Raw genomic sequence first — 13,245 nt, 5'->3', positions numbered from 1 at the left:
CGGTGAATGGCCCGGCCCCTGCCGGAGACGTCAGGGCCGGGATGTCTGCGCCGCCGCGCCGGTGCCGGCATCGGCCTGCCGCCTGCCGCGACGCCAGATGATCGCCAGCGACAGCACGGTGACGGCGATGAAGAGGGCCTGCGGCAGCAGCGTCTCGCGGTAGGGATGGATGCCGAGCAGGGGGATTTCCGGCGCCCGGGCGACGAGCGTCGGCTCGATCACCTTGCCCTCGACAAGTTCGAGAACGCCCTTGCCGACGAACACGAACGCCATCACGTAGAGGATCGCGCCGGTGACGCGGAAGAACGGGCCGATGGGCAACCGGAGCGCGCCTTTCTGCATGGCCTGGTACACGCCGACGAGCGCCAGCGCGCCGATGGCGAAGCCGGCCGCGATGGCGACGAGGCCGCGGGTATCCGCGTCGATGGTCAGCGCCTGATAGAACAGCACCGTTTCCGCGCCCTCGCGGTAGACGGCGAGGAAGGAGACGAACCACAGGGCGCGCAGCGAGCCGGTGCTGACGGCCCCGTCGATCCTGCCCTCGATGAAGGCGCTCCACCGGGCGGCCTCGGCCTTGGCGAGCAGCCAGTTGCTGGTGAAGAACAGCACCGCCGCCGCCAGCAGCATGGTCGCCCCCTCCAGCACTTCCTGGCTGGCGGCGGAGGCGCGGAACACGAGCTTGAGCAGGATCGCCGTGATGACGCTGGCGACGAGGGCGACGACGACGCTGTTGACGATCACCCCGCGCCTGTCGCCGTGCCCGGTCTTCACCAGATAGGCGATGATGGCGGAGACGATCAGGATCGCTTCGAAGCCCTCGCGCAGGATGATGAGCAGCGAGGCCGCGAACAAGGCGCTCCAGCTTCCCGCGCTCGCGCCGCCGAGCAGTTCCGCCGCCTGCGCCACGTCCGTGTCGAGACTGTTCGCGACCTCCCGCAGCGCCGGCGCGGGCGCGCCGTCGCGGACCAGCGCCATCAGCCGGCTGAAGTGCCCTTCGATGCGCGTCTTGAAGGCGTTGTCGCGCGCGCCGACGCGCGCCTCCATGCCGCTCGCCTCGAAAACGTCGAAATAGGTATCCTGAAGCACGCCGACCGCGTCGGCGGGATTGCCGGCCGCCGCCAGCGCCAGCGCGCGGGAAACCTCGTCCGCGATGCGCCGCGCGACGGCGTTCCAGTCCGCCGACGCGGGCGCGGCCTCCGCCGCCTGCTCCTTCGCGGTGCCGACGAGCGGCAGGCCGTGCAGCAGCGCGGTGAGATCGTCGTTCAGCACGCGGGCCGAGCCGCGGATCAGCCGGGGTTCGCGGCCGTCGTTCACGAGCCCGACGATGCGGCTGAACTCGGCGGCGAATTCGGCGTCGCGCTTTTGCGAGACATGCTGGCGGATGGCCGCTTCCAGCAGGCTGTTCTTGTAACCTTCGAACTGCCCCTTGCGGACCAGTTCGCGCGCCTCGTCCCGGCTGCCGCGCTCCAGCGCGTCGGCGGCTTCGAGCAGGCGCCGGTTCACCGTCTCCACCGCCCGTTCCCAATAGGGCTCTATCGTTTTCGGCATCTCGTCCGCCGCCGGCTCGGGCGCGGCCTGCGGGGCGTCGTCGGCGCGTTCGGCGATGATGCGGTGGCCCTTTTCGAGCTGCGGCACGATCGCGTCGAGCGCGGCGATATGGGCGCGGATGCGCGTCTCAACCTGCGCGACGGGAGCGCCTTCCGTCATCAGCCGCCTGATCGCGCCGAATTCCGATTCGAGCTGATAGCTGCGGCGGGCCGATATATTGACGCGGATGGGGCCTTCGAGGTTCTCGAATATTTCGAAATACGAGCGCTGCACGGCCTTCTTCGCGTCATCGACGCGGCCGGCGCGATAATCCTCCAGACCCTGGGCAAGCAACGCGTCGATGCGCGAGACGAGCGACGCATAGTCCAGACCGGCGCGCGCGCCCGCCTCCTGCGCCTGCAACCGTCCCGCATCGAGGAAGCAAGGGAGAATGCAAAACTGCGCCGCCAACAGTAAAGCCGCCAGAAATGCCCGCATGATCGCCCGCTCCTCTCCCGGAGGACAGGCAATCGGTCGCGATCACCTGTTGCGCCGTGAGTCTTTCACCCCGAAATGCGAAACCTCGCGGCCGATAGCGATCAGCAATACCATTCCGCGAAGGTGTCCCCCGACCAGATAGGTCAAGCTGAATGACCGTTGTTTGATAGTAATCAATAAATGTTCACGGAGCAAAAATTTTCACTTTTCGCTTATCATTTTATAATTATTAAAATAAGCATCGTCGGATATTATCGTGGTTACAGAAGGAAACTGTACCGGCTTCGCCGGAGGGTTGGCGGCGGGCGACGGTCGCCGTTTCCGGGTGTCGCCGCCGCGGCCGGGTTCGCCTGATTCGAAGACGGTCCGCTGCCGCGACCGGCATGCGCGCCGGCGCCGATGCGGCTTTTCATCGTCGTCCGTTCGCGTGCGGGAAGGCGGGACGGCGGGGCGTGGAAACCGCCTCCGTCAGGTGAAGTCGCTGCGCACCAGCCCGTGCTTTTGCAGCTTGTCGTAAAAGGTTTTGCGCGGGATGCCGAGCGCTTCTGTCGCCGCCCTGACGTTGCCCTTGTATTCCCGCAGCGCCTCGCGGATCAGTTCGGCTTCGTAGAGTTCCATCTGCCGGGGCAGCGTGAGCGTTTCGCCCTCCGCGCCGGCCTCCTGCCACGCCGGCACGTCGAGGAGGCCGAGCACGTACCGCTCGGCGGCGTGGGCGAGTTCCCGCACGTTGCCGGGCCACGGATGCATGTGCAGGAAGCGCAGCAGCCCCGGCTTCATGTCCGGCGGCTCGACCTTGAAGCGCGCGGCCGCCTTCTTCAGAAAATGCATGAAAAGCAGCGGGATGTCGTCGCGCCGTTCGCGCAGCGGCGGAATGGCGAGGCTGACGACGTTGAGCCTGAAGTAAAGGTCTTCGCGAAAATCGCCCCGCGCCGCCGGATCGCCGAGATCGGTCTTGGCGGCGGCGACGACCCTGAGGTCGAGCTGGCGGCTGTCGTTGCCGCCCAGCGGCACGATCTCCCGCTTTTCGAGCACGCGCAGCAGCTTGGCCTGCGCCGCGAGCGGCATGCTTTCGATCTCGTCGAGAAACAGCGTGCCGCCGCTGGAATACTCGATATGCCCGATGCGTTTCTTCAGCGCCCCGGTGAAGGCGCCGGCCTCGTGGCCGAAAAGCTCGCTCTCGATGACGTTCTCGGGCAGCGCGCCGCAGTTGAGTGCCACGAAACGGCCCTCCCGGCGGCGGCTCCAGCGGTGCAGGAGTTCCGCCACCACCTCCTTGCCGCTGCCGGTCTCGCCCGCCACCAGCACGTCGACATCCGCCACGGCGATCTGGCGCAGCGTCTGGCGCAGCCGCTCCATGGCGGGCGTCTGGCCGATCAGCGGCACGTCGTCGTGGTCGGCGCGCGTCACCGCCTCGCGCAGCCGCCGGTTTTCCAGCACCAGCCGGCGCTTCTCCACCGCGCGCTGCACGCTCCGCACCAGCCGGTCCGCGGCATAGGGCTTGGGAATGAAATCGTAGGCGCCCTGGTGCATGGCTTCAACCGCCATGTCGATGTCGCCGTGGCCGGTGATGAGGATGACGGGAATATCGGCGTCGATCTCGCGCAGGTGGCGAAACAGGCGGAAGCCGTCCATGCCCGGCATGCGGACATCCGTCACGATCGCGCCCGGAAACGTGTCGTCCATGGCCGCGATCAGGGCCGGGCCGGTTTCGAACAGCCGCACGTCGAGGCCCGCGAGTTCGAGCGTCTGGGCGTTCGCCCGCCTCAGTTCCGCGTCGTCGTCGACGAAGGCGACGTCGATGGGGCCGTTCTCTCGTGCGTCTGTCGTCATGATGCCGCCGTCCGCTCCTCCGGTGTCCGGCCGTCGCCGCCCGTGCCGGTGCGCTTGAGATGGATGGTGAACCGCGTGCCCTTTTCCGGCGCGCTCTCCACGTCGAGCGAACCGCCGAACGCGGTGATGATGTCGTTGCAGATGACATGGCCGAGCCCCAGCCCGCCCTGCTTGGTCGTGGTGAAAGGCGTGAACAGGCGCTGCATGACTTCCTCGGGAATGCCCGGACCGTTGTCGCCCACGCTCAGCAAAACCTCGTCGCCTTCCACGCGCCAGTCGAGTTCGAGTCGGCCGCCGGGCCGGCCGTCCATCGCCTCCAGCGCGTTCTGCATCAGGTTGACGAGCACCTGCTCCAGCCGGACGCGGTTGCCCATGACCTTCAGGTCTCTCGGCGGCATGTTGCACGCCAGGGTGACGGCCTGCTGCCGCTGCCTGTTGTGCAGCAGCAGCAGCGCCCCGTCGATCGATTCGGCCACGACGGTCGCCTCCAGGCCGCCGGTACGCCGGCGCGCGAAGGCGCGCAGGTCTTCCATGATCGTGCCGATGCGCTGCGTCAGCGCGGCGATGGTGGCGAGGTTCTCGCGGACGGCTTCGGTCTTGTTGCGCTGAAGCAGGATCTGGGCGTTGTCGGCATAGCTGCGGATGGCGGCCATGGGCTGGTTGATGTCGTGGGCGATGCCGGCCGACACCTGCCCGAGGATCGCCAGCCGGTTGGCCTGCGCCAGTTCCTCCCGCGCCTCCTGCAAGTGGCTGACGGCCTCCTGACGCCGGAGCACCTCGGACTGAAGCCTGTCGTTGGCGGCGCTCAGCTCGCGGGTGCGGTCGCGGACGCGCCGTTCCAGCTCGATGCGCGACGCCTCGTCGCGCGCGGCGCGCAGCAGATGGCGGTTGCGGCGATGGACGAGCCACCCGGCGAGCGCCACGAGCGGCGCGACCACGGCGAAGGCGCCGAGCCGCCCGGCATAGGCGGCGGCGCGGACCTCCTGCTCGCTCGGTGCCAGCAAATGCAGCGTCCACCGTGTCGAGGGCACCGGAACGCCGATCCTGACGAAGCGCGACGGCGAGGCCGCATCCGGCGGCAGCACGGAGACGATATCCGGCGTCCGCGCCGGGAAAGCCGGCGTGACGGGCACCGGCATCAGCGGCGCGTCGCCGAACTGGAGGCTCTTGCGCAACGGCTCCTTCGCCGCTTCGGGAAGGGTCGCGATGGTGCTGAACCGCCATTCCGGCTGCCGCGAGACCACGATCACGCCGCGCGCGTCGCTGACGTAGGAGATATCCGGCCCCTCGCGCCAGTCCGCCTCGACCTGATCGAACTGGACCTTGACGACGACGACGCCGAGCGGCCCCGCCGGTCCGTCGATGCGGCGCGTGATGTAGAGGCCCGGCATGAGGCTGGCGGTGCCGAGCGCGTAGTATTCGGCCGATCCTCCCGCCACGGCGTCGAGAAAATAGGGGCGAAAGCCATAGTCGTTGCCGACGAAGCTGATGGGCGTTCGCCAGTTGCTTGCCGCCACCGCCAGGCCGTTGGCGTCGAGAAGGTAGATCACGGATGCGTTGGTGCCCGCCGCGAGCTTCTCGAACTTCTCGTCGAGCGCATGCAGCAGCCTGGCGTCGCCCGCGGCAAGCGCCGCATGCAGTTCCGTATCCTGCGCGAGCACGAAGGGCAGCGAGCGCTGCTTTTCCAGCACGGTGCGCAGCAGCGCCGCGTTGAGCACGGCCGTGTTGTGCGCCCGTCCGCCGATGGCCGCATAGGCGCGCTCGCGGCCCCGCTCCGCGCCGATCAGCAGCGCCCCCGTGACCACCGCGGCCGCGAGCGCGCCATAGACGAGCCAGACCGCGCCGAACCGCATGCGCCATGCGTCGGGAAGCATGCGCGCCGCGCGCAGAAACCGGTTCAGGGATGACGAAGCGTCCATGGCAGCACCGTGCGGAATTTCGGACACCGGGTTGGCGATTCAGAGCGGTTTTTCGCACATATGGCAAGCCGATAATCTCAATATGGAAAATACGCAATATATTTCAATATCATACATTTTTCCTCCGAATTGGCACGGGGTTTGCTCAAGCTTGCCCGAAATGAGGGGACAGCCTCCCGCCTCGCCCGGAAGAAAAGCCTTCCGCCGCTGTCGCCCGCTACAACATAAAATATAGGAGGAAAGCTGTGAGTCCGGTCCATGTAGCCGCGCCTGCCGCGCACAAGACGAAAATCCCGTTCTACAGCCATCTGTATGTCCAGGTTCTGGCGGCGATCGCCGTGGGTATCGCCCTGGGCCACTTCTCGCCCGACATCGGCGAGTCGATGAAGCCGCTGGGCGATGCGTTCATCAAGCTCGTCAAGATGATCATCGCGCCGGTGATCTTCCTCACCGTCTCGACCGGCATCGCGGGCATGTCCGATCTCCAGAAGGTCGGGCGGGTCGCCGGCAAGGCGATGCTGTATTTTCTCACCTTCTCGACGCTGGCGCTCATCATCGGGCTCGTGGTCGCGAATGTCGTGCAGCCCGGCAGCGGCATGCACATCGATCCCGCCTCGCTGGATGCGGGCGCGGTCGCGACCTATGCGGAAAAGGCGCATGAGCAGAGCCTCGTCGGCTTCCTGCTCGGCATCATTCCCTCGACGATCGTCGGGGCCTTCGCGTCGGGCGACATCCTGCAGGTTCTGTTCTTCTCGGTGCTGTTCGGCATCGCGCTCGGCATGGTCGGCAAGCGCGGCGAACCCGTGCTGCACTTCCTGCAAGCGCTGACGCTGCCCATCTTCCGGCTGGTGGCGATCCTCATGAGGGCGGCCCCCGTCGGCGCGTTCGGCGCGATGGCCTTCACCATCGGCAAGTACGGCATCGAGTCCGTCGCCAACCTGGCGTTGCTCGTGGGCACCTTCTATCTCACCTCGCTGCTGTTCGTGCTGGTCGTGCTCGGCGCGGTGGCCCGCTACAACGGGTTCTCCATCGTCGCTCTGGCCCGCTACATCCGCGAGGAGCTGCTGCTGGTGCTGGGCACGAGCTCGTCCGAGGCGGCGCTGCCGACGCTGATGGAGAAGCTCGAACGGGCCGGCTGCGCGCGTTCCGTGGTGGGGCTCGTCATTCCCACCGGCTATTCCTTCAATCTCGACGGCACCAACATCTACATGACGCTGGCGGCTCTCTTCATCGCCCAGGCGATGGATATTCCGTTGTCGCTGGGCGAACAGATCCTGCTCCTGCTGGTGGCGATGCTCAGTTCCAAGGGCGCGGCCGGCATCACCGGCGCCGGCTTCATCACGCTGGCGGCCACGCTGTCCGTCGTGCCTTCGGTGCCGGTGGCGGGCATGGCGCTCATTCTGGGCGTCGATCGCTTCATGTCGGAATGCCGCGCGCTGACCAACCTCATCGGCAACGCCGTCGCCTGCATCGTGGTGGCGAAGTGGGAGCGCGAACTCGACCCGGAAAAACTCGCGGATGCGCTGGGCGGAAAGCTCATTCCCGTTGCCGCCGCGCAGGACGAGACGCCCGCCGCCCGGCCGGCGGAAGGCTCGCCGGCGCATTGACGCCCGGCCGTTCGGGAGCGGCGCGGACGGCGGCACCCGCCTTCCGCGCCGCAAGCCGTCAGAGCGGGATGCGATCAGGCTGAAGCGCCATCCCGCTCTCAATTCCATATTTTACAGCAACTTGCCTTCAATTCGACGGATCGGCCTGAACGCAGGCCGCCCTGACGCCGCCGCCGGCGGCCTTCGCCTTCCTGCCGATTCCGTCTCCCGCCGGGCTTGACGGGTCCGCCACGGGCGCGTGGGAGCGCGCAGCTTGCGTGAGAGAAACGGGCGCGAAGCCTTTCCCCGCCGAAGCCGCGCCCTGAAATGAAAACACTCCCGGAATTGTCGTCTTTTACATCGCTGCGGCAGGCGAGATGCGTCCCGAAGATGCGCGTTGTTGCGCGGTTGCCGCCGGCGATCCTGCGACGTCCTGTTTAATTGTATTTTTATAGACTAACATGATTGCCGAGGGTATGGTGTGCCCCATGCGTCCGTTGCTCGTCTCGGGCGCCGCGCAAAGGACGGATCGAGCCTGTGAAAATCGAGGCGGCAGCGGCGATGACAGCCTTGAACGAATTTCCGGGGGCGGAAAGGCGCGGTCCCGCGCGGTGTGCGGCGCATGCGTCCTTGCGGTCGCCGATGCGACGATCCCATTCCTAAAAGGTGTTACGATGACCCGTTCGACGTTTGAAAGTACCGCCAATCCCTCCCGCCGCCGGCTGTTGCAGGTCGCGGGCGGCGCACTGGGCCTCGGCGCGCTGGGCGCGGCAGACCCGTTCGGCATTCTGTCCCGGCCCGCCATCGCGCAGGTTTCTCCGCTCAGGGAGCGGACCGTCGTGAAGCTCGCCTGGGGCCAGACGGCGGTCTGTCAGTCGCCGATCTCGGTGGCGCTCAAGCGCGGCTTCTTCGATCAGTACAACCTGACCGTCGAGCCGGTGCATTTCAGCGGCCCGACCGACCAGTTGCTGCAAGCCATCGCCACCGGCCACGCCGACGGCGGCATCGGCATGGCGCTGCGCTGGCTGAAGCCGCTGGAGCAGGGCTTCGACGTGGCGCTGACGGTGGGCACCCATGGCGGCTGCATGCGCCTGCTGGCGGCCCCCGACGCCGACATCGGCAAGGTCGAGGATCTGCGCGGGAAGAAGGTGGCCGTCACCGATCAGGCGAGCCCCGTCCGCAACTTCTTCGCCATCCGCCTCGCGGAGCTGGGCATCGACCCCGACAAGGAAGTCGAGTGGCTCCAGTATCCGCAGGATCTGTTCGGCGAGGCGCTGAAGAAGGGCGAGGTGCAGGCCATCGCCGGTGACGATCCGCAGCTCTATCTGATCCGCGAGCGCGAGAATCTGAAGGAAGTCGCCACGAACCTCGACGGCGTCTACCGTGAATCGACCTGCTGCGTGCTCGGCCTTCGCGGCAGCCTGCTGCGCGACCAGCCGGACGTCGCCGCCGCCGTCACCCGCGCCATCGTCGAGGCGCAGGCGTGGACCGCCGCCAATCCCGACGCCTCGGCCGAGATCTTCGCGCCGTTCGTGCCGGCCAAGATCCCGGCCGACACGCTGGCCGCCATCCTGCGCAGCCACACCCACGACCATCACTCGACGGGCGAGGCGCTGCGCAAGGATGTCGCGCTGTTCGCGGAAAAGTTGAAGATCATCAACGTCATCCGCCAGAACACCGACGTCGCGGCCTTCGCGAGGAAAGTTGTGCCCGATGTCCTCATCTGATCATATTCCGACATCGGCGCTGGCGGGGGATTTTTCCCCCGCCCGTGCGGACGGGGCAAGCCGCGCGGCGCGCGGCGGCGAGGTGGGCGCGAACCCGATATGGACGGCGGTGGCCGTGTCGGTCTGGGCCGTCGTGGCCGCGGTCGCGCTCGGCCTTCCCGACAGGCCCTCGGGCTTCGCGGAGCCGCTCTACGCGCGGGAGACGGGCATCGGCTTCGTCGTGTGGACGGCGCTGCTTGCGGCGCTGGCGCTTGCCGCGCCTTTCATTCCGGCCGTGCGCGCGCGGCTGCTGAAGGCATCGCCGTGGCTCGTGGCGATCGGCGTTTTCTTCGTGCTGTGGGAACTGCTGACGGCGAAGTTCGGCGTTCTGCCGGTGCCTTTCTTCGCGCCGCCTTCCTCGCTGGTGGAAGTCTATGCCGATGACTGGGTGCGGCTGTCGGACAGCCTTTTCAACTCGATGCGGCTGCTGGCCATCGGCTTCGCGCTCGGCGCGATAACAGGTTTCGTGACCGGCGCCCTGATCGGATGGTCGCAATCGCTCGGCTACTGGGTGCATCCCGTGCTGCGCTTCCTGGGGCCGATTCCGTCGACGGCGCTGCTGCCGATGGCTTTCTTCTTCTTTCCGACGAGTTTTTCGGCGGCGGTGTTTCTCATCGCGCTCGCGACGTGGTTCCCGGTGACGGTGCTGACGTGGTCGGGCGTGGCGAGCGTCGACAAGGCCTATTACGATGTGGCGCGCACGCTTGGCGCCGACGAGCGCTTCCTCGTGCTCAAGGTGGCCGTGCCGGCGGCCCTGCCGCATGTGTTCGTCGGCCTGTTCATGGGGCTCAGCTCGTCGTTCTCGGTGCTCGTCGTGGCGGAGATGATGGGCGTGAAGTCGGGGCTGGGCTGGTACCTGCAATGGGCGCAGGGCTGGGCGGCCTATTCCAACATGTACGGCGCGCTGATCGTGATGGCGATCGTCTTCTCGGGCCTCATCACCCTGCTGTTCGCGGTTCGCGACCGCCTGCTCGCATGGCAGAAGGGAGTGGTGAAATGGTAGCCCTGCCGCAAGCCGCGCAAAACGGCGTTCCGGCGTCGGACGCGGGCGCGCATATCGCGATCAAGGGGTTGAGCCATGCGTTCGACCTCGACGGGCAATCGCTGCCGGTGCTCGCCGACATCGATCTGGAGGTTCGGCCGGGCGAGTTCGTCGCCTTTCTGGGGCCGAGCGGATGCGGCAAATCCACGTTGCTGCGCCTCGTCGCCGGGCTCGACCACCCGACGAAGGGCGCGATCCTCGTCGACGGCGAGCCGGTTCTGGAGCCCGATCCTTCGCGGGTCGTGGTGTTTCAGGACCCGACCCTCTATCCGTGGCGGACGGTGTGGCGAAACGTGTCGCTGGGGCTGGAGGCGCGCAACATCCTGAAGGAGCGCCGCGCGAGCGTCGATGACGCGATCCGGCTCGTCGGCCTCACCGGCTTCGAGAACGCCTATCCCCGGCAGTTGTCGGGGGGCATGGCCCAGCGGGCGTCGCTGGCGCGCGCGCTCGTCAACGATCCGCGCATCCTGATCCTCGACGAGCCGCTCGGCAAGCTCGATTCGCTCACGCGCATCGCCATGCAGACGGAAATTCTCGACCTCTGGCATGCGCGCGGCTTCACCACGTTGCTCGTGACCCACGACGTGGAGGAGGCGGCCTTCCTCGCGCAGCGCATCATCGTGCTGAGCGATCGCCCGGCCGGCATCAGGAAGGAGATCGTCAACGATCTTCCCTATCCGCGCCGCAGGGGCGCGCCCGAGCTGGCGGAACTGCGCCGCGAGGCGCTGGCGCAACTGGGCCTTGACGCATCGTGGTAAAGGTTGCCGTCGGGCGCGGCCGGTCCGCCCCGACGGGGAATGACAGGACAGCATCATGGAATTCAATCGCATTCTGGCGGGCGGCGTCATCGCGTCGCTGATGTTCGCATCGCCGGCGTGGTCTCACGCCCATCTCGACCGCGCCGTTCCGGCGGAGCAGGCGCAGGAAAGCGCCCCGCCCGAGGCCGTCACCCTGAGTTTCTCGCAGGAGATCGAGCTGAAGCTGAGCAGCATCAAGGTGACGAACGACAAGGGCGAGCCGGTTGCGACGGGCGAGCCGGAAAACGTGAACGGCGACCGCAAGAGCCTGCGCGTCAGCCTGCCCAGGCTCGCGGCCGGCGTCTATCGCGTCCGGTGGGTCGCGACCTCGGTCGACACGCACAGCACGAACGGCTCCTACACCTTCACGGTGAGCCCGTGACGGCAGGCGGCTTTCGTGGCTGATCGGGGCGGCGCGAGCCGGTGACGCCGATCGAATTCGCCGTGCCGGCGGCGCGTCTGCTGCATCTGGCGGCGCTGGTCGCGGCGCTGGGGGCGCTCGTGTTTATGCGGGCGGTTCTCCCTCCGCCGGGAGTTCTCGCGCGCGCGGATGACGACGCATTGCGAAACGTGCGGCGGCGCATTCGTGCGCTGGCCACGGCGAGCCTCGTCGTGTCGATCGCCGGGGCGCTCCTGTGGCTGCTGGCGCAGACGGCGGCGATGGCCGGCGGCGGATGGGGGGCGCCCGACCGCCTGATGCTCGTGCTGACGCAGACGCGCTTCGGCGCGGTTTTCAGTCTTCGCCTCGCCCTGCTGCTTCTCGCCGCGATCGCGCTGCGATGGCCCGGCGGCCGGTCGGGATCATGGCTCGCCTGCCTGCTCCTCGCTGCCGCGATCCTGCTCCAGCCGCTGCTCGGCCATGGCGCGGCCAGCGACGGGGCGCTGGTGCCGCTGGCGACGGCCGCGCATGTTCTGGCGGCGAGCGTCTGGCTCGGCGCGCTCTTTCCGCTCTGGCTGACGTTGCGCGGCGCGGCGCGCGCGGGTGCGCTGGCCGCCCGTCGCTTTTCGCCGGTCGGTCTCGCCTGCGTGCTGATCATCGTGGCGACGGCCGTCCTGCAATGGCCGATGCTTGGCGACGTGCCCCGTTTCATCGGCACGCCCTACGGCCTTTTCGCGGCGGGCAAGGTGTTTCTGTTCGCCGTCATGCTCGCCTTCGCGGCCGTCAACCGCTTCGTGTTCACCCCGCGGGCGCTGGCCGGGCGGGAGGATGCCCTGCGCGCCATCAGGGTCAGCGTATTCGCCGAAGCGCTCGTCGGCGTGGCGCTGATCGGCGCGGCGGCCGCGCTCGCCAGCCTGCCGCCGGCGGCGCACGAGCAGCCGGTGTGGCCCTTCTCCCTCCGGCCGGTGCCGGGCCTTTGGGACGACGCCTTCCTGCGCGACAGGATCGTCCGCACGCTGGCGCCGGTTCTCGCCGGGCTTGCCCTGCTCGTCGCGGGCCTGCTGTGGCGCGCGGGGCGCTGGCCGCTGGTCGGCGCGGCGGTCGCGGCAGCGTTCTGGGTGCCGTCGTTTCCGCTCAAGCCCTATTTTCGCGAGGCGTTTCCGACGACCTTCCAGCAATGGGAACGCGCTCGCTCGCCCGCCTCCCTGCAACGCGGCGCGGCGTTGTTCACGACCGAATGCGCGAGCTGCCATGCCGCCGACGCGCGTGGCCGCGGCCCGCTGGCGACGGGCAGACCCGTCTGGCCGCCCGATCTCACCGCGCCCCTGTTCCGCCGCCATCTCGACGGCGATCTCTTCTGGCGCATCGCGCACGGCATGAGAGCCGCCGATGGAACGCCCTCGATGCCGGCTTTCGGCGACAGGCTCACCGAGGGCGATATCTGGATGCTCGTCGATGTCGTCCGCGCCCGCGGCAGCGCCCGCAGCCTCGACCAGGACGGGCGCTGGACGGCGGCGACGCGCGCTCCCGCCATGTCGTTCGCCTGCCTGGAAGAGGGCCGGACGGTGGACCCCGCGCGCCCCGGCGACGCCATGCTTTATCTGGCCGCGACGAATACGGTCATGGCCGGCGGCGGAGCGGCGGCGATTGTCGCGGACGGCGTTTCGTGGCGCGTCTGCACCATCCGCGACGAGGCGGAGCGGTCGCGGTGGCTTTCCGCGCTCGCGATCCTGACCGGGCAGGAGGAGCGGGAGCTTGCGCAGGCCGTCGTGCTGATCGACGCGCAGGGCTGGCTGCGGCGTCTGTGGCGCACCCCGCCCCCGGAAGAGGATCGCATGCGGGAAGCGCGCCGCGCACGGCAAACGCCCGTTCGTGCCGAAGGCCACGGCCATTGACCGGGC

9 protein-coding genes are annotated in these 13,245 nt (G+C 68.2%); 6 read left to right on the top strand and 3 right to left on the bottom strand.

Going from position 1 to position 13,245, the window contains the following annotated elements; all coding sequences use genetic code 11:
- Window positions 1–30 precede the first annotated feature (30 nt).
- The 3 genes from ACOYJQ_RS11825 to ACOYJQ_RS11815 form a co-directional block, all read right to left on the bottom strand.
- Window positions 31–2,025, bottom strand: a complete 1,995-nt coding sequence (locus ACOYJQ_RS11825) for an FTR1 family iron permease (RefSeq protein ID WP_433458654.1) — start codon at window positions 2,023–2,025, stop codon at window positions 31–33.
- Window positions 2,026–2,493: 468 nt separating this feature from the next.
- A complete protein-coding gene (locus ACOYJQ_RS11820; protein WP_433458653.1) occupies window positions 2,494–3,855 on the bottom strand; it encodes a sigma-54-dependent transcriptional regulator in 1,362 nt (453 codons plus the stop codon).
- On the bottom strand, window positions 3,852–5,774 hold the full coding sequence (locus ACOYJQ_RS11815; RefSeq protein ID WP_433458652.1) for a sensor histidine kinase: 1,923 nt from the start codon (window positions 5,772–5,774) through the stop codon (window positions 3,852–3,854). Before ACOYJQ_RS11815 ends, ACOYJQ_RS11820 begins: the two co-directional genes overlap by 4 nt.
- Before the next feature lie 245 nt (window positions 5,775–6,019).
- On the opposite strand from ACOYJQ_RS11815, the gene ACOYJQ_RS11810 reads away from it, so the two are divergent.
- From ACOYJQ_RS11810 to ACOYJQ_RS11785, 6 genes are all read left to right on the top strand, one after another.
- Window positions 6,020–7,381, top strand: a complete 1,362-nt coding sequence (locus ACOYJQ_RS11810) for a dicarboxylate/amino acid:cation symporter (RefSeq protein ID WP_433458651.1) — start codon at window positions 6,020–6,022, stop codon at window positions 7,379–7,381.
- 653 nt (window positions 7,382–8,034) lie between these two features.
- The gene (locus tag ACOYJQ_RS11805) at window positions 8,035–9,087 is read left to right on the top strand and encodes an ABC transporter substrate-binding protein (RefSeq protein ID WP_433458649.1); all 1,053 of its coding nucleotides are present in this window, start codon (window positions 8,035–8,037) and stop codon (window positions 9,085–9,087) included.
- Between the two features lie 115 nt (window positions 9,088–9,202).
- Window positions 9,203–10,129, top strand: coding sequence for an ABC transporter permease (locus tag ACOYJQ_RS11800; protein ID WP_433458852.1), 927 nt, complete (start codon window positions 9,203–9,205; stop codon window positions 10,127–10,129).
- Entirely contained in the window at window positions 10,123–10,926 is an 804-nt protein-coding gene (locus ACOYJQ_RS11795) for an ABC transporter ATP-binding protein (RefSeq protein ID WP_433458648.1), read from the top strand. The genes ACOYJQ_RS11800 and ACOYJQ_RS11795 overlap by 7 nt, the downstream gene beginning before the upstream one ends.
- Window positions 10,927–10,981: 55 nt before the next feature.
- Window positions 10,982–11,347, top strand: coding sequence for a copper homeostasis periplasmic binding protein CopC (copC, locus tag ACOYJQ_RS11790; RefSeq protein WP_433458647.1), 366 nt, complete (start codon window positions 10,982–10,984; stop codon window positions 11,345–11,347).
- Between the two features lie 41 nt (window positions 11,348–11,388).
- On the top strand, window positions 11,389–13,239 hold the full coding sequence (locus tag ACOYJQ_RS11785; protein WP_433458646.1) for a CopD family protein: 1,851 nt from the start codon (window positions 11,389–11,391) through the stop codon (window positions 13,237–13,239).
- Window positions 13,240–13,245: the final 6 nt, after the last annotated feature.

This window comes from Pseudochelatococcus sp. (genome assembly GCF_050946405.1).
In the GTDB taxonomy this organism is placed as follows: domain Bacteria; phylum Pseudomonadota; class Alphaproteobacteria; order Rhizobiales; family Beijerinckiaceae; genus Pseudochelatococcus.
The sequence above is the reverse complement of the archived record's forward strand: the minus strand, read 5'-3'. Positions and strand labels throughout refer to the sequence as shown.

Bases quoted from the DNA above. Each gene is read 5' to 3' on its own strand.
- copC (WP_433458647.1), top strand. From the start codon at position 10,982: ATGGAATTCAATCGCATTCTGGCGGGCGGCGTCATCGCGTCGCTGATG.
- ACOYJQ_RS11825 (WP_433458654.1), bottom strand. From the start codon at position 2,025: ATGCGGGCATTTCTGGCGGCTTTACTGTTGGCGGCGCAGTTTTGCATT.
- ACOYJQ_RS11795 (WP_433458648.1), top strand. From the start codon at position 10,123: ATGGTAGCCCTGCCGCAAGCCGCGCAAAACGGCGTTCCGGCGTCGGAC.
- ACOYJQ_RS11815 (WP_433458652.1), bottom strand. From the start codon at position 5,774: ATGGACGCTTCGTCATCCCTGAACCGGTTTCTGCGCGCGGCGCGCATG.
- ACOYJQ_RS11805 (WP_433458649.1), top strand. From the start codon at position 8,035: ATGACCCGTTCGACGTTTGAAAGTACCGCCAATCCCTCCCGCCGCCGG.
- ACOYJQ_RS11820 (WP_433458653.1), bottom strand. From the start codon at position 3,855: ATGACGACAGACGCACGAGAGAACGGCCCCATCGACGTCGCCTTCGTC.